This window comes from Kribbella sp. NPDC043289, from assembly GCF_056436705.1.
This window is the reverse complement of the sequence record NZ_JBWKCB010000001.1, coordinates 1,146,369-1,162,983: the sequence shown is the minus strand read 5'-3', so window position 1 is coordinate 1,162,983 and position 16,615 is coordinate 1,146,369. Positions and strand designations below refer to the sequence as shown.

Annotated in this window: 14 protein-coding genes; 8 read left to right on the top strand and 6 right to left on the bottom strand. The window is 69.3% G+C overall.

All coding sequences use genetic code 11. The features are described from left to right. Positions 1-22 precede the first annotated feature (22 nt). Together AC0662_RS05450 and AC0662_RS05445 are read left to right on the top strand one after the other, a co-directional pair. A complete protein-coding gene (locus AC0662_RS05450) occupies positions 23-643 on the top strand; it encodes an RNA polymerase sigma factor (protein ID WP_452198540.1) in 621 nt (206 codons plus the stop codon). Beyond that, entirely contained in the window at positions 640-1,548 is a 909-nt protein-coding gene (locus tag AC0662_RS05445; protein WP_478298726.1) for a hypothetical protein, read from the top strand. The genes AC0662_RS05450 and AC0662_RS05445 overlap by 4 nt, the downstream gene beginning before the upstream one ends. Here AC0662_RS05445 and AC0662_RS05440 read toward each other — a convergent pair. The 4 genes from AC0662_RS05440 to AC0662_RS05425 all read right to left on the bottom strand — a co-directional run bounded on the left by AC0662_RS05440 (position 1,545) and on the right by AC0662_RS05425 (position 6,014). Further along, on the bottom strand, positions 1,545-1,898 hold the full coding sequence (locus AC0662_RS05440; RefSeq protein ID WP_478298724.1) for a hypothetical protein: 354 nt from the start codon (positions 1,896-1,898) through the stop codon (positions 1,545-1,547). The genes AC0662_RS05445 and AC0662_RS05440 overlap by 4 nt on opposite strands. 137 nt (positions 1,899-2,035) lie before the next feature. Continuing rightward, complete coding sequence (gene arc / locus AC0662_RS05435; protein ID WP_478298722.1) at positions 2,036-3,781, bottom strand: proteasome ATPase; 1,746 nt, start codon at positions 3,779-3,781, stop codon at positions 2,036-2,038. A 69-nt stretch (positions 3,782-3,850) separates the two neighbouring features. Beyond that, entirely contained in the window at positions 3,851-4,819 is a 969-nt protein-coding gene (locus AC0662_RS05430; RefSeq protein WP_452198532.1) for a tRNA (adenine-N1)-methyltransferase, read from the bottom strand. A gap of 40 nt (positions 4,820-4,859) precedes the next feature. After that, on the bottom strand, positions 4,860-6,014 hold the full coding sequence (locus AC0662_RS05425) for a site-2 protease family protein (RefSeq protein WP_452198531.1): 1,155 nt from the start codon (positions 6,012-6,014) through the stop codon (positions 4,860-4,862). 141 nt (positions 6,015-6,155) lie between these two features. Between AC0662_RS05425 and AC0662_RS05420 the strand changes: the two genes are divergently transcribed. The 6 genes from AC0662_RS05420 to AC0662_RS05395 all read left to right on the top strand — a co-directional run bounded on the left by AC0662_RS05420 (position 6,156) and on the right by AC0662_RS05395 (position 13,259). Beyond that, positions 6,156-7,043 carry a RecB family exonuclease gene (locus AC0662_RS05420; protein WP_452198530.1) on the top strand — a complete coding sequence of 296 codons (888 nt, stop codon included), beginning with the start codon at positions 6,156-6,158 and terminating at the stop codon, positions 7,041-7,043. 50 nt (positions 7,044-7,093) lie between these two features. Next, positions 7,094-7,852, top strand: a complete 759-nt coding sequence (locus AC0662_RS05415) for an ABC transporter ATP-binding protein (RefSeq protein ID WP_452198528.1) — start codon at positions 7,094-7,096, stop codon at positions 7,850-7,852. Further along, positions 7,852-10,374: an ABC transporter permease gene (locus AC0662_RS05410; protein ID WP_478298718.1), complete on the top strand. Its 2,523-nt coding sequence runs from the start codon at positions 7,852-7,854 to the stop codon at positions 10,372-10,374. The genes AC0662_RS05415 and AC0662_RS05410 overlap by 1 nt, the downstream gene beginning before the upstream one ends. 46 nt (positions 10,375-10,420) lie before the next feature. Then, positions 10,421-11,179 (top strand): IclR family transcriptional regulator, encoded by a 759-nt coding sequence (locus AC0662_RS05405; RefSeq protein ID WP_478298716.1) that lies wholly within the window; start codon positions 10,421-10,423, stop codon positions 11,177-11,179. 60 nt (positions 11,180-11,239) lie between these two features. Next, the gene (glpK, locus tag AC0662_RS05400) at positions 11,240-12,757 is read left to right on the top strand and encodes a glycerol kinase GlpK (RefSeq protein ID WP_478298715.1); all 1,518 of its coding nucleotides are present in this window, start codon (positions 11,240-11,242) and stop codon (positions 12,755-12,757) included. 118 nt (positions 12,758-12,875) lie between these two features. Next, complete coding sequence (locus tag AC0662_RS05395; protein ID WP_452198520.1) at positions 12,876-13,259, top strand: hypothetical protein; 384 nt, start codon at positions 12,876-12,878, stop codon at positions 13,257-13,259. Positions 13,260-13,314: 55 nt separating this feature from the next. Here AC0662_RS05395 and AC0662_RS05390 read toward each other — a convergent pair whose 3' ends face one another. Both AC0662_RS05390 and glpK (AC0662_RS05385) read right to left on the bottom strand, forming a co-directional pair. Next, positions 13,315-15,027 (bottom strand): glycerol-3-phosphate dehydrogenase/oxidase, encoded by a 1,713-nt coding sequence (locus AC0662_RS05390; RefSeq protein WP_478298713.1) that lies wholly within the window; start codon positions 15,025-15,027, stop codon positions 13,315-13,317. A gap of 36 nt (positions 15,028-15,063) precedes the next feature. Then, complete coding sequence (glpK, locus tag AC0662_RS05385; protein ID WP_452198517.1) at positions 15,064-16,581, bottom strand: glycerol kinase GlpK; 1,518 nt, start codon at positions 16,579-16,581, stop codon at positions 15,064-15,066. Between the last annotated feature and the right edge of the window lie 34 nt (positions 16,582-16,615).

The following is a 16,615-nucleotide window of genomic DNA, read 5'->3' as shown; positions in this document are numbered from 1 at the left end:
GACTGACGATACGGAGCCGTCGATGGGATCCGCAGGCGCCGGTGCAGCGAGCGAGCCTGCGCCCGTCGACGGCTCGGACCACGATCTGTGGGAGCGGTTGCGCACCGGGGACCACTTCGCGCTGGGCGAACTGTTCGACCGGTACGCCGACGACGTCCGCGCGTTCGCGTTCCGTCGTACTGCCTCGTGGAGCACCGCGGACGACGTGGTGCAGGCGACGTTCCTGAACACCTGGCGGCGGTTCGAGCGGAACCCACCGGGGCGGCTGACCGCGCCGAGCGCTCGCGGCTGGCTGCTCGTGGTGGCCGGCAACGAGTGCCGGACGCTGGCTCGGACGGCGAACCGCTTGCGGAAGCTGGTGGATCGCCTGCCCGGTCCCGCGCCCGGTGACGACCACGCTCCGGACGTCGCCCGCCGCCTCGACGACGAACTCCGGATGTCCGCGATCCGCCGCGCCGTCGCGAAACTCCCCCGGCACGAACGCGAGACGCTCGAGCTCGTCGTCTGGTCCGGACTGACCACCTCCGAGGCGGCGGAAGCCCTCGGCGTACCGATCGGGACCGTCAAGGCCCGGCTGCACCGCACCCGTCAGCGTTTCCCCGACCTGCTCACCCGGGTCGACCTCACCGAGGAGCTCTCATGAACACCGAACTCGAACCGCCGCGCGTACCGCCGCTGACCGCCGCCGAGCACGCCCGGATGCGCAACCAGCTGATGGAGCGGACCCGGCCCGCCACGCGTCGTCCGGCCCGCCACCGGGTCGCCCCGGTGGTTGGCGTCGCCGCCGTCGCAGCCGTGGTCGCCGGCACGCTCGTCATCACCCAGAAGTCACCGGACCACGCCGGGGTAGCCGGTACGTCGACGCCGGGCGCGGCCCCGACCCTGGCGTACGGCACGACCAAGCCACAGGCCCGCGTCGGCGTCGACCTCGGCCCCGTTCCGCAGGCCCAGTTGGCGAAGGTCGTCAACGGGTGCCAGTTCCCCGATGAGCCAGGCCCTGCTGAGCTCGTCTGGAGCCGTCACGTCCGGGGCATCTCCAAGGACAGCACCACGCTGGTGGGGCTGGCGCGGGACACGAAGGGTGCGACCCCGAAGCCCGTGAACGGCGACGGCGGTCGCAGGCCGGGGGCCGGGGCGGGAGGGGCTCCCGCCCCCTTCAGCCTCGGGTACCGGTACTGCCTCTCACGGACGCCGCCGCTCAGCAAGCTCGGCTCGATCGGCACGGTCGGCAGGGTCGACGACAAGGCATGGCGGGCCGACCCGACCGTGAAGCGCGGTCTGGTGGCGCTCGCCGGGTCGGACGGCGACTTCACGAACGACCTCCACACCTTGCAGGCGTGGCGGATCTACCGAGCGCTGCCCGAGATCGCGAAGGTCGAGGCCCGCTACGTCCTGGACGGTAAGCCCGGCCCGTGGACCAGCGGTGTCGTCGACGGCGGCTTCGCCTACACCGAGGTCCAGGCGACCGGGACGTTCAAGTCCGGCCAGCACCTCAAGACCGAGATCCGGGCGTTCGACGCCAAGGGCCGCCAACTGCTGTTCAACTAGCCACGACGGCGGGCCACGGCGCGGGCGTAGTTGATGCCGACCAGGCCCGCCCAGCAGATCAGGACGCCGAACTTCCCCATCATGTCGGCCGCGATCGCCGTGATCGGGATCGCCGCCACGATCGAGACGATCGCCAGCGCGAGACCACCCGGGTCCGTCTCCCGGCTCGGGTGGCGGCTCACCGGCCGGGCCGGTACGGGTTCCGGCAGCAGGCCGGCGCGGCGCTGGGCGTCGCGCTGGTCGAGCTTGTCCAGGAAGCTGTCGATGACCTCGGACTCGTACTCCGGCCCGAGCTCCTGCCGTGCCGCCACCGCGGCCCGCAGGTCCTTGCGTAGATCGTCCGTCGCCATAGCAGCACGGTAGGCCCGCGAGGACGCCGTACCAATCGGGGAAACCCCCCGACTCAACCGGGGGTTATCTCTACCCCCTGAGGACAGAGAAACGCCCCTGGACCGGCTGGTCCAGGGGCGTTTCGCAGTATGGATGCTTACAGGTACTGACCCGTGTTGGTCGCGGTGTCGATCGACCGGCCGGGCTCGGTGCCCTGCTTGCCGGAGATGAGCGTCCGGATGTAGACGATCCGCTCGCCCTTCTTGCCGGAGATCCGGGCCCAGTCGTCCGGGTTCGTGGTGTTCGGCAGGTCCTCGTTCTCCTTGAACTCGTCCACGCAGGCCTGCAGCAGGTGCTGCACCCGCAGGCCCTTCTGGTTCTCGTCCAGGAACGCCTTGATCGCCATCTTCTTCGCCCGGTCGACGATGTTCTGGATCATCGCGCCCGAGTTGAAGTCCTTGAAGTACAGGACCTCCTTGTCACCGTTGGCGTAGGTGACCTCGAGGAACCGGTTCTCGTCGGCCTCGGTGTACATCCGCTCGACGGTGCGCTGGATCATCCCGTCCACGCAGGCCTGCCGGTCGCCACCGAACTCGCTCAGGTCGTCGGTGTGCAGCGGCAGTCCGCTGGTCAGGTACTTCGAGAAGATGTCCCGGGCCGCCTCGGCGTCCGGGCGCTCGATCTTGATCTTCACGTCCAGCCGGCCGGGCCGCAGGATCGCCGGGTCGATCATGTCCTCACGGTTCGAGGCACCGATCACGAGGACGTTCTCCAGGCCCTCGACACCGTCGATCTCGCTGAGCAGCTGCGGGACGATGGTGTTCTCGACGTCGGAGGAGACACCGGAACCGCGGGTGCGGAACAGCGAGTCCATCTCGTCGAAGAACACGATCACCGGCATTCCCTCGGACGCCTTCTCGCGCGCCCGCTGGAAGACCAGGCGGATGTGCCGCTCGGTCTCACCGACGTACTTGTTCAGCAGCTCCGGGCCCTTGATGTTCAGGAAGAACGACTTCTGCTCGGCGACACCGGTGCGCTCGGCGACCTTCTTGGCCAGCGAGTTCGCCACCGCCTTCGCGATCAGCGTCTTCCCGCAGCCGGGCGGCCCGTAGAGCAGCACGCCCTTCGGCGGCTTGAGCTCGTGCTCCAGGAACAGGTCCTTGTGCAGGTACGGCAGCTCGACCGCGTCCCGGATCTGCTCGATCTGGCCGGCCAGGCCACCGATCTGGGTGTAGTCGATGTCCGGGACCTCTTCGAGCACCAGCTCCTCGACCTCGGACTTCGGGATCTTCTCGTAGACGTACCCGGAGCGGGGCTCCAGCAGCAACGAGTCGCCCGACCGCAGCGGCACGTCGAGCAGCGGCGACGCGAGCCGCACCACCCGCTCCTCGTCCGCCTGCGCGATGACCAGGGCCCGCTCACCGTCGGCGAGCAGTTCCTTGAGCATCACCACGTCGCCGACGACCTCGAACTCGCAGGCCTCGACCACGTTGAGTGCTTCGTTCAGCATCAGTTCCTGGCCGAGCCGCAGCGCGTCCAGGTCCACCGACGGGCTCGCCGCGACCCGGAGCTTCCGGCCGCCGGTGAACACGTCCAGCGTGTCGTCTTCATTGCGTCCGAGGAAGGTGCCGAATCCGGACGGCGGTTGCGCCAGCCGGTCGACTTCCTCCTTCAGGGCGATGATCTTCTCTCGCGCCTCCCGCAGCGTGTCGGCCAGCCGCTCGTTCTGAGCGGTGACACTCGCCAAGGAGGCCTGGGTTTCGGACAGTCTGCTCTCGAGCGACCGGCTGTCCGCCGGGTGCTCGAGCAGCCGACGTCGCAACGCCGCGACTTCGGCTTCCAGGTACCGGACCTGGTTACGCAGTTCTGCCGCGGTAGGGCTCTCGTCTCCAGCCACGATCATCACCTCACCATGTGGGGCTCGACCCTATGGACCTTACCCAGAAAAGCTCGCCGGGCAAGCTGTATCCCATCACGTGTCGGTTGCGGATGAACCAGTTGCCTTCGGCATGTCGCCCGACGAATCCGCAGGGGCTTCCGCACGACGGGGCCCGAGGTAATCGTCGCCGTACGCACCAGGCGCGGGGCGCCGCTTCTTCCGGGGTGCCTGCTCCCCGTGCGCCATCCGTCGCGCGGTGACCAGGAAGGCGGTGTGACCTTGCATCCGGTGTCCCGGACGAACCGCAAGGCCTTCTACGTGCCAGTCTCGCACGAGTGACTCCCACGCGCGCGGCTCGGTGAACTCGCCGTGCGCCCGCAGTGTCTCCACGACCCGGCTCAGCTGCGTCGTGGTGGCGACGTACGCGCAGAACACCCCACCCGGGGACAGGGCCTCGGCGCAGACGTCGATGCACTCCCACGGGGCCAGCATGTCCAGGACGACGCGGTCCACATCCTGCTCGTTCAGCTTCTCGACCAGGTCGCCGACCTCGAGCCGCCAGGCCGGGTGCTCGGCTCCGAAGAAACCGGTGACGTTCTTGCGCGCGACCTCGGCGAAGTCCTCGCGGCGCTCGAACGAGATCACCTGCCCCTGGATCCCGACCGCACGCAGCAACGCGGTGGTCAGCGCGCCGGAGCCGGCGCCGGCCTCGACCACCTTCGCGCCCGGAAAGATGTCGGCCATCGTGACGATCTGCGCGGTGTCCTTCGGGTAGATCACCGCCGCGCCGCGCGGCATCGAGACCGAGTAGTCGGCCATCAGCGGGCGCAGCGCGAGGTACTCGACGTTGCCCTTGGAGCGGATCGTGACCGCGTCCGGGCCGTCGATCAGTTCGTCGTGCGCGATCCCGCCCTTGGTGGTGTGGAAGATCTTCCCGCGCTCCAGCTTCACCGAGTGCCGGCGGCCCTTGGAGTCCTGCAGGGTGATCCACTCGCCCTCCTGCAAGGGGCCGTGGTGCACCCCGGAGAACGCCTGGTCAGGAAAGTCACGCAAGTCAGCCATAAGGCGCTCACCTTAACTTTCGGTCACCGGAACCGAGTAATCAGCCGGACCGGAACGCGCGTTCCACGTCCGCGGTCGCGAGCACGCCGTACACCGTGCCGTTCGCGTCCAGGACGAGGTACTCCGAGGCAGGGTGCTGGCGGAGCGTGGCGAGGATCTCCTCGCCGGTGTCGTTCACGCCGATGATGTGGCCCGCGCCGATCCGCGTCGAGACCTCGCTGACCGTGGTCCACGGGCGCTGGTTCGGCGCGACCGCGGCGACCGCGGACTCCGACACCAGCGCGTGCGGGCTGCCGTCGCCGTCGATCACCACGACCGCGCCGGCCTGGGCCTCCCCGGCCATCCGGACCGCCTCGGAGATCGGTGTCCCGGAATGTACGGCGACGGCGCGGCGGGCCAGCGTCCGCACCTGGAGCGTGGGCAGCTTGCTGCGCAACCGGGCCTGCATCAGCGATGCGGTCGAGCCGCTCCACAGGAAGAAGCCGACCAGCAGCGCGATCACGAAGTCGATCATCGACGGCTGCCAGCCCCAGAGCTGCTCGAACAGGACCGGCGCGGCCAGCACCGAGATCGCCAGCAGCCGGCCCGCCCAGGCCGCCACCACGGTGCCGGTGTGCATGTTGCCGGTGAGCTTCCAGACGATCGCGCGCAGCACCCAGCCGCCGTCGAGCGGCAGGCCGGGCAGTAGGTTCGTGACGCCGACGATCAGGTTCGCGATGCCGAGCTCCAGGAGGGCGACGTACCCGACGCCCTCGTCGAAGGCGCGGGAGCCGAGGTACGCGAGGCCGCCGACGATCAGGGATGCGATCGGGCCGACCACCGAGACGGCGAATTCCTCGAGTGGTGACTTCCGCTCACCCTCGATGTGCGTACCGGCCGCGAAGAAGCCGAGGTTGATCTCCGAGACGCCGATCCCGAACTTCAGCGCCATCAGCGCGTGCGCCAGCTCGTGGACCAGGATCGACAGCGTGAAGGCGACCACGAAGGCGAACGCCGCGAGGTAGCGCCAGCCGCCGAGCTCGGGGAACTGGCGGCCGATGATCGCCGCGAAGCCGAGCGCCAGCAGCATCGCCACCGGCAGCCAGGTGAAGCGCATCGTCAGCCGGATCCCGCGGACACGACCGAGCACCCAGGTACCGGGCGGTGGTGGACCGGCCGGCTGGGCGGAGTTCTGGGAGTCGCGAGAATCTGGCATCAAGCCAACGCTACTGGTCTCGTGGTAACTCCGTGCTACGCACCCACCGTGAGCCGGGCGGCAAACCTCCTGGATGCTGTTTTCCACAGGGTCGGGGTGGGCGCGCGCGAACTGTCGGTCGTTGTGCCTAGGGTTTGGGGCATGAGCGTCGCAGCCGCAGTCGATCCGCACCAGCATCCGCGGGGTGCCCTGTCGCCCTCCCGAGCGGCGGACTTCATGAGCTGCCCGTTGAAGTACCGGTTCCGCGTCGTCGACCGGCTGCCCGAGAAGCCGTCGCCGGCGGCCGTCCGCGGGACGGTGGTGCACGCGGTGCTCGAGCGTTTGTACGACCTTCCGCGCGGGCAGCGGACGCTCGAGCAGGCCGCCGAGATGCTGGAGCCGCAATGGCAGCGGGTGCTCGAGGAGGAGCCCGAGGTCGCGCAGCTGTTCGCCGAGGACGCGAGCGGCGAGGAGCTGGCCAAGTGGCTCGCCGAGGCCCACCAACTGCTCGGCAAGTACTTCACCCTCGAGGACCCGAACGCCCTGGAGCCCGCCGAGCGCGAGCTGTACGTCGAGACCGCGCTCGACTCCGGTCTGGTACTGCGCGGCTACGTCGACCGCCTCGACGTCGCGCCGACCGGTGAGATCCGGGTCGTCGACTACAAGACCGGCCGTTCGCCGTCGGAGTTCTTCGAGGCGAAGGCGCTGTTCCAGATGAAGTTCTACGCGCTGGTGCTGTGGAAGCTCCGCGGCGTGGTGCCCGCGATGCTCCAGCTGGTCTATCTGGGCAACGGCGAGATCGTCCGCTACGTCCCCGACGAGGCCGACCTGCGCGCCTGCGAGCGCAAGGTGTCCGCGCTCTGGATCGCGATCACCCGCGCGCTGGACTCCGGCGACTGGCGGCCGAGCCCGGGCCCGCTGTGCGACTGGTGCGACCACAAGGCGATCTGCCCGGCCTGGGGCGGCACTCCCCCGCCGCTGCCGACCCGCTCCGTCGAGGAGGTCGCAGCCGAGTCCGCCGGCATCGACCTGATCACGGTCGACGGCTGAGCGACGACCACCAGTCGGCCGAGGAACCCTCGGTCGATAGGTTTCGTCGCATGAGTGTGGGTGACGCTGCGGTCCAGGCGGTCGGGTTGTGGAAGCGGTACGGCGGTGGGCAGACGCAGGTCGACGCGCTCGCCGACGTGAGCGCGGATTTCGGGCGCGGCCGGTTCACCGCGATCATGGGCCCGTCCGGCTCCGGGAAGTCGACGTTGCTGCATTGTCTCGCGGGGCTCGACAAGCCGACGCTCGGGCAGGTGCTGCTCGGCGACGTCGACCTGACCAAGCTGCCCGAGAAGCAGCTCACGCACCTGCGCCGCGACCGGATCGGCTTCGTGTTCCAGGCGTTCAACCTGGTCCCGACGCTGACGGCGCTGGAGAACATCACGCTCCCTCTCGACCTGGCCGGCCGCAAGCCGGACCAGGAGTGGCTGACCACGGTCATCGACTCGATCGGCCTCAGCGACCGCCTCGGTCACAAGCCGTCGGAGCTGTCCGGCGGTCAGCAACAGCGGGTCGCCTGCGCCCGTGCGTTGGTCTCCCGACCTGATGTGGTGTTCGCCGACGAGCCGACCGGCAACCTGGACTCCCGCTCCTCCGGTGACGTCCTCGACTTCCTGCACCGCTCGGTTCGGGACTTCCAGCAGACGGTCGTGATGGTGACCCACGATCCGAGCGCGGCGTCGTACGCCGACCGGGTGCTGTTCCTCGCCGACGGCACGCTGCAGTCGGAACTGATCGACCCGACCGCCGAGTCGGTGCTCGACACGATGAAGCGGCTCGACGCGGCCCCGGCCGACGACCTGGCCGGCTGATGTTCAAGCTCGGTCTGCGCTCGGTCCTCGCGCACCGGCTGCGGTTCGTGCTGTGCACGATCGCCGTGACGCTCGGCGTCGCGTTCGCCGGCGGTGCGATGGTCTTCACCGACACGCTCTCCACCGCCCTGAAGAAGAACTTCGCGGTGAGTACGGCGGACATCACCGTCACGCCGTCCACTCCGATCGAGGCAGGTGCCGGCCAGCCGGCGACGTTCCAGTCCGATGTCGCCGATCGCATCCGCACCGTCCCCGGAGTCGCCGACGCCACGCCGCAACTGTTGATCAGCGACGTCGAGATCCTCGGCCCGGACGGCAAGCCCCTGCAGAACTTCGGACTGACGAGCTTCGGTGCTTCCTGGCCCCGCGACAGCGCGACCGCTCCCTTCAAGCTGGTCGACGGCATCGCCCCGTCCGGCCGCGGCCAGCTCGCGCTCGACGAGTCCACCGCCAGCCGCGCGGGCTACGACCTCGGCGACCAGGTCAAGATCGTCACTCCGACCCGGTCCGTCACGGCGGCGCTGACGGCAACCACCACGCCGGCGGCCGCGGGCGTTGCGGCCGGGGCGCCGCTGGTCACCTTCGACGGCGCGACGGCCCAGTTCCTGCTGCTCGGCAAACCGGGTTGGACGTCGATCACCGTCGCGGTCCAGCCGGGCTCCGACCCGGACACGGTCAGCAAGGCGATCGCCCAGACCGTCGGCGACTCCGTCAAGGTCCGTACGGCGAAGCAGGTCACCGCCGACGGTGAGCACGACCTCGACACCACGTTCGGCGGTTTCAGCACGGTCCTGGTGGTGTTCGCCTTCCTCGCGCTGTTCGTCGGCACGTTCCTGATCGTCAACACGTTCGCGATGGTGGTCGCGCAGCGCTCCCGCGAGCTCGCGATGCTGCGCGCGATCGGCGCGTCCCGCGGCCAGGTCACCGGCACGGTAGTTGCCGAGAGCGTGGTGATCGGTGCCGTCGGCGCCACCCTCGGTCTGCTGGTCGGGATCGGCGTCGCCTTCGGAATCAGGTTCGTCTACGAGCGCCTCGACCTGCGGATCCCGACCGCGGCACTGCAGGTGAAGCCGACGACGATCATCGTCTGCTACCTGATCGGCATCGGCGTGACTGTCGCCGCCGCGGCCCCCGCCGCCCGCCGGGCCGGCAAGCTGCCACCGATCGCCGCGATGCGCGACGACGTCGGCGCCCCGGAACGCTCGCTGCTCGTCCGCCTGCTGATCGGCGGCTTCGTGCTGCTGATGGCCGTCATGTTGTACGCGGTCGGTCTCGGCGCCGGCGGCCTGCCCGGCGCGGTCCTGATCATGCTCGCGGCCGGCACCGCGGTGATCAGCATCGTGATGCTCAGCCCGCTGCTCAGCCGGTACGTCGTCCGCGCGCTGATGTACCCGTTCGGCCGCAAGGCACCGGTCACCCTCGGCCGCCGCAACGCCGAACGCAACCCCCGCCGGACCTCGGCGACCGCGTCCGCGCTGATGATCTCGGTCTCGCTGATCTGCGGCCTGATGGTGATCACCGCGTCGGCCAAGGCCTCGATCAGCCAGAGCATCGCCGACGCGCTCGGCACGTCCGAGCTGCTGATCACCTCCGACGGCACGCCGACCTTCAGTTCGCAGATCGGCGACCGGACGGCGAAGGTCGCCGGCGTCCAGTCGGTGCACCGCGTCCGGCAGGACTCCGGCCAGATCGGCAAGACGAACGTCCCGGTCACCGGTGTCAGCGACGGCACTCTGGACGGCCCGATCACCACCACGTTCGACGCCGGCTCCGCGGCCGCGCTCGGCTCCGGCCAGGCGCTCCTGCCCCGGAACCTGGCGAAGACACTCGACCTGACCGTCGGCAAGACGTTCGACCTGACCACCACGACCGGCAAACACCGCCTGACCGTCGGCGGCATCATCGCCCCGAACCGGCAGCTCAACGCGGTCGTCGTCGCGCTCCCGACGTACGCCACCATCGGCGACTCCGCCAGCGACACCCTGCTGTACGTCGACGTTGCCCAGGGCAAGCAGGTCGGCGAGGTCCGGGCCGGCGTCCTCGACGCGCTGACCAAGGACTACCCGTCGATCCAGGTCCGCGACCAGCAGGCGTACGCCGCGAGCGCCCGCGAACCCGTGAACGGTGTGCTGGCCGCGGTCGGGTTCCTGCTCGCGATGGCGATCCTGATCGCGCTGCTCGGCATCGTGAACACCCTCGCACTCGGCGTGGTCGAGCGGACCCGTGAGATCGGCCTGCTGCGGGCGATCGGGATGGACCGGCCGCAGCTCAGCTGGATGCTGCGGGTGGAGTCGATCGCGATCACGTCGCTCGGTTCACTGCTGGGGCTTGTGATCGGCGTCCTGTTCGCGTCCGCGATCCAGTCCGCGATGGTCGACAACGGTCTGGCGGTGCGCGACATCCCGGTGCTGCAACTGGCGTGCGCGGTCGGCGCCGCGATGCTGTTCGGCGTACTGGCTGCGGTCTGGCCGTCACGGCGCGCAGCCCGTTTCGATGTGCTGCGGGCGATCGCCTCGGAGTGACTCCTGAGGTGGAGCCAGACCAGTGATTCACAGGTAGCCTGCCGGTGTGCCGGGGACTGTGCAGTCGATCGAGCGGGCCGCGGCGGTGCTGCGACTGCTCGCCGCCGCGCCCGACGGGCTGGGGGTCGCCGACCTGGGTAATGCGCTCGGGCTGGCGAAGACGACCGTGCACGGCATCCTCCGCACCCTGCACCAGGTCGGCTTCGTCGAGCAGGACCACAGCGGCGCGCACTATCACCTCAGCGACGCGTTCGGCCGCCTCGGCGAGAGCTATCTGGACCCGAACGAGCTCCGCAGCCGCGCGATCAACTGGGCCGACTCACTCGCGTCCCGCAGCGGCGAGGTGGCGCGCGTCGGCCGCCTGGTCGACGGCGTCGTGGTCGTCGTCCACCACGTTTTCCGCCCCGACGACAGCGACCAGAACCTCGACGTCGGTACGACGCTTCCGCCGCATGCCACCGCCTTGGGCAAGGCCGTGCTGGCCTACGACACCAGCGGTGCCGCGCGACCGCGGACCCTGGAGGCGTTCACCACGCGGACGATCACCGATCCGGCCCGGCTGGCCGAGGAACTCGCGACGGTCCGGGCGCGTGGCTGGGCCAGCGAGTTCGAGGAGCACACGGTCGAGCTGGCGAGTATCGCGGCGCCGATCCGCGGCCTGGGCGGCCTGGTCGTCGGCGCGGTCGGGCTGGCCGGACGAGTGGAGCGGATCTGTGACAGCAAGCTCCGGCACCGGGCGGATCTGGTGACCATGGTTCGGGCGACGGCGGAGGCCATCGGGCGTGACCTCCGGGAGGACACTTGAGGCAGGGACCACCGGCACGTTCTGGGGGCACAGACCGGCGGCTGATCGGGGGGTGGGGAAATGGCTGAGCAGTACGTGGCCGCAGTGGACCAGGGGACGAACTCGACCCGCTGCATTCTGTTCGACCGGCGCGGGCGGCTGGTCTCGGTCGCCCAACGGGAACACCATCAGTTGTTCCCGCGACCGGGCTGGGTCGAGCACGACGCCGGGGAGATCTGGAACAACGTCACCCGGGTGGTACCGGCGGCAATCCGGCAGATCGGGGCGATGCCGTCCCAGATCGTAGCCATCGGCATCGCCAACCAGCGGGAGACGAGTCTGCTCTGGGACCGGTTTACCGGGCAGCCGATCGGTCACGCGGTGGTCTGGCAGGACACCCGGACCGACCGCCTGGTCACCGAACTTGCGGGCGACCAGGGCCCGGACCGGTACTCCGAGCTGTGCGGTCTGCCGTTGACGACGTACTTCTCGGCACCGCGGATCCACTGGATGCTCGACCACACGCCCGGTCTGCGACAGCGCGCCGAGCGTGGCGAGATCCTGTTCGGCACGATGGAGTCCTGGCTGATCTGGAACTTCACCGGCGGTGCGTCCGGCGGGCTGCACGCCACGGACGTGACGAACGCGAGCCGGACGATGCTGATGAACATCGAGACGCTCGAGTGGGACGACCGGTTGCTGGCGGCCTTCGACCTGCCACGCGCGATGCTGCCGGAGATCCGTTCGTCGTCCGGGGTGTTCGCAACCGCGACCGAAGTGCTGCCCGGGGTGCGGATCGGCGCCGCGCTCGGCGACCAGCAGGCCGCGCTGTTCGGCCAGACCTGCTTCAGCGCCGGTGAGGCGAAGTGCACGTACGGCACGGGGTCGTTCCTGCTGATGAACACCGGTCCGGAGATCGTCCGGTCCAAGCACGGCATGCTCACGACCGTCGCGTACCGCATCGGTGACCACCCGGCGTCGTACGCGCTGGAAGGTGCGATGGCGGTGACCGGGTCGCTGGTGCAGTGGTTCCGGGACGGGCTGGGGATGATCCACACCGCGGCCGAGATCGAGACGCTCGCGCGGACCGTCGACGACAACGGCGGCGCGTACATCGTGCCCGCGTTCTCCGGGCTGTTCGCGCCGCATTGGCGCAGCGAGGCGCGCGGCGTGATCGCGGGGCTCACGGCCTACATCACCAAGGGGCACCTGGCCCGGGCGGTGCTGGAGGCGACCGGGTTCCAGACCCTGGAGGTGGTCGACGCGATGAACGCGGACTCCGGGATCGAGCTGACGTCGTTGAAGGTCGACGGCGGGATGACGGCGAACAACCTGCTGATGCAGTTCCTCGCCGATCTCCTCGACGTCCGCGTCGTCCGCCCGATGGTGACCGAGACGGTCTCCCTCGGCGCCGCGTACGCCGCTGGTCTCGCGGTCGGGTACTGGCCCGATCTCGAGGGGCTGCGCAGCAACTGGCACCGCGCCGGCCAATGGGTCCCGCACATGGACCCGGCCCGCCGCGCCACGGAGTACACGAACTGGCAGTCCGCCGTCCAGCGCACCTTCAACTGGATCCGCCCCGAAGACCACGAGCTCTAGCAAGCCTTTCGGGGGAGCGCGAAGAGCGGTAGCCGTGATGGGGCTGTCAAACGCTTGATACGTGTGCTGCTTAGCGTCCTGAGTCATCAGGTAGGACAACTCGGGAGGAAACAAGCTCATGTTGACCGCAGGCAGGATTCTCGCCGCCGCCGCACTGGGGCTGAGCAGCGCCGCACTCGTTCCGGTCGCCGCGCACGCGGCGCCGCAGGCCGGATTGGTGATCACGCACATCAAGTGCAACGAGCAGGAGGACAACACCGGCGCGGACGACGCGTACCTGGTTGTCGACGGCAGCACCATCTGGGGGCCGGTGCAGATGACCACCGGGGACAGCAAGGACATCCAGCGGGTCGCCGTCCCGCAGGGCAAGGTGCTGACCCTGATGGAGGGCGACTTCCCCGATGACGACGACAACCTCGGCGCCAAGACCGTGAACGGCCCCGGCGACTACACCTTCACCGACGACGGCGCGAACTACGTGGTGACCGTCGCCAACGGCTGACCCCACCGCCCGGGGTCGGTACGGGAGGGCCGGTTGGAGCCGGCCCTCCCGGCCGTCAGATCGGCGAGACGATGTCCGGGGCCTCGAGGCGGACCTTGTCGGCGGACTCGTCGTCGGGCTGGTCCTGGGAGTCGCGCTCGGACTGGACCCGCTTGAGGTAGACCGACACCTCTCGTTCGATGGTCGCCTCGTCCCAGCCGAGGATCGGGGCGATCAGGCGGGCCGCCGCCTCGGCCGCGCCGACGCCACGGTCCCAGGCCTCGATCGAGATCCGGGTCCGCCGGGCCAGGATGTCGTCGAGATGCCGGGCCGCCTCGGCCTTCGCGCCGTACACGATCTCGGCCTTCAGGTAGTCCTGAGTGCCGGGCAACTGCTCGCCCAGCGACGGGTCCTCCGCGACCAACTCGAGGACTTCGTTGACCAGAGCACCGTACCGGTTCAGCAGGTGCTCGATCCGGGCGACGTGCAGGCCGGAGCGCTGCGCGATCAGGTGCCGCTGGTTCCACAGCGCCTGGTACCCGTCCGCGCCGACCAGCGGGATGTTCTTCGTGACACTGCGCGGGACCCGGCCGTCGAGCGCGTCCGCGGCCGCGTCGATCGCGTCCTTGGCCATCACCCGGTACGTCGTGTACTTGCCCCCGGCAACCACCACGAGACCCGGTGCCGCGTGCGCGACCACGTGCTCGCGGGACAGCTTCGACGTACTCTCCGACTCACCGGCCAGCAGCGGCCGCAGACCGGCGTACACGCCCTCGACGTCCTCGCGGGTGAGTGGCGTGGTGAGGACGGCGTTGACGTGGTCGAGCAGGTACTCGATGTCCTTGCTGGTCGCCGCCGGGTGCGCCTTGTCCAGGTGCCAGTCGGTGTCCGTGGTGCCGATCAGCCAGTGCCGGCCCCACGGGATGATGAACAGTACGGACTTCTCGGTCCGCAGGATCATCCCGGTGCTGGACTGGATCCGGTCCTTCGGTACGACGAGGTGGATCCCCTTCGACGCGCGGACGTGGTACTGGCCGCGCTCCCCCACCATCGCCTGGGTGTCGTCGGTCCACACGCCGGTCGAGTTCACGACCTGCTTGGCGCGGACCTCGAACGTGCGCCCGCTCTCCAGGTCCTTCGCCTGGACGCCGGTGACCCGCTCGCCCTGACGCAGGAATCCGGTGACCTTCACCCGGTTCGCCACGTGCGCGCCGTACGACGCCGCGGTACGAGCGAGCTCCATCGTGTGCCGCGCGTCGTCGACCTGCGCGTCGTAGTACTGCAGCGCCCCGACGAGCGCCGACTTCTTCAGCGACGGCACCAGCCGCATCGCCCCGCGGCGCGTCAGGTGCCGGTGCAGCGGCAGTCCGGCGCCGAGGCCGGAGCTGACCGCCATGCCGTCGTACAACGCCACGCCGGCGCCGGCGTAGAACCGCTCCCACCAGCGGTGCTGGAGCGGGTACAGGAACGGCACCGGCTTCACCAGGTGCGGCGCCAGGCGCTGCAGGAGCAGACCGCGCTCCTGCAACGCCTCGTGCACCAGTCGGAAGTCGAGCATCTCCAGGTAGCGCAAACCGCCATGAATCAACTTGCTGGACCTGCTGGAGGTACCGCTCGCGAAGTCGCGCGCCTCGAGCAGTCCGGTGGTCAGACCCCGGGTCGCGGCATCGAGTGCCGAACCAGTGCCGACCACCCCGCCACCGATCACCAGGACGTCCAGTTCCCGTCCGTCGGCCATCGCGTCGATCGCTTCGGCCCGCGCCTGCGGTGACAGAGCCACTACGCCCACTGTGCTGTTCCTTCCGATTCCGTATCTCGTGCTATCTCAGTCGACGTCGACCCAGTCGAGGGTGCGCTGGACGGCCTTCTGCCACCCGGCGTACCCGTGCTGTCGCTGTTCGTCCGTCCACTGCGGTTCCCACCGCTTGTCCTCGTTCCAGTTCTGAACCAGCTCGTCCTTGGTCTTCCAGAAGCCCACGGCGAGCCCGGCGGCGTACGCCGCGCCCAGGGCGGTGGTCTCCGCGACGACCGGCTTGCTCACCGGTACGCCGAGGATGTCCGCCTGCATCTGCATGGCCAGCTCGTTGGCTGTCACACCGCCGTCGACCTTCAGGACGTCGAGCTTCACGCCCGAGTCCTTCTCCATCGCGTCCGCGACGTCCTTGCTCTGGTAGCAGATCGCCTCCAGTGTTGCGCGCGCCAGGTGAGCGTTGGTGTTGAACCGGGACAGTCCGACGATCGCCCCGCGGGCATCGGACCGCCAGTACGGCGCGAACAGGCCGGAGAACGCGGGGACGAAGTACACGCCACCGTTGTCCTCGACCTGCCGGGCCAGCGTCTCGGTCTCGCTCGCACCGGAGATGATGCCGAGCTGGTCCCGCAGCCACTGGACCGCCGACCCGGTCACCGCGATGGATCCCTCCAGCGCGTAGATCGGGGCCTCGTCGCCGAATTTGTAGCACATCGTCGTCAGCAGGCCGGCCTTCGACCGGACCAGCTCGGTACCGGTGTTCAGCAGCATGAAGTTACCGGTGCCGTAGGTGTTCTTCGCCTCGCCCGGGTTGAAGCAGACCTGGCCGACGGTCGCGGCCTGCTGGTCACCGAGGTCACCGGTCAGCGCTACGACGCCACCCAGTGGACCGTTGGCGAGCGTCTCGCCATACATGTTCGGGTCCGAGGACGGACGGATCTCCGGGAGCATCTGCCTTGGGATGTTGAAGAAGCTGATCAGCTCGTCGTCCCAGTCGAGCGTCTCGAGGTTCATCAGCATCGTGCGGCTGGCGTTGGTCACATCCGTGATGTGGACGCCACCCTCCGTACCCCCCGTCAGGTTCCAGAGCAGCCAGGTGTCGGTGTTGCCGAACACCGCGTCCCCGGCCTCCGCGGCCTCGCGGACCCCGTCGACGTTCTCCAGGATCCACTGCACCTTGCCGGCCGAGAAGTACGTCGCCGGCGGCAGACCGGCCTTCTGCCGGATCACGTCACCCTTGCCCTCGCGGTCGAGCGCGGAGGCGATCCGGTCGGTCCGGGTGTCCTGCCAGACGATCGCGTTGTAGTAGGGCCGCCCGGTCTTGCGGTTCCAGACCACGGCGGTCTCGCGCTGGTTGGTGATGCCGAGCGCCGCCAGGTCGCTCGACTGCAGCCCTTGGGCGTTCATCGCGGTCCGGATGACCGCGCTCGTCCGCTCCCAGATCTCCACCGGGTTGTGCTCGACCCAGCCGGCCTGCGGCAGGATCTGCTCGTGCTCCAGCTGGTGGATGCCCACCTCGTTGCCGGAGTGGTCGAAGATCATGAAACGGGTGCTCGTGGTGCCCTGATCGACGGCACCGACGAAGTCAGCCATGGAAAATCCTCTCCTCACAGTGCGCGGTAGTGCG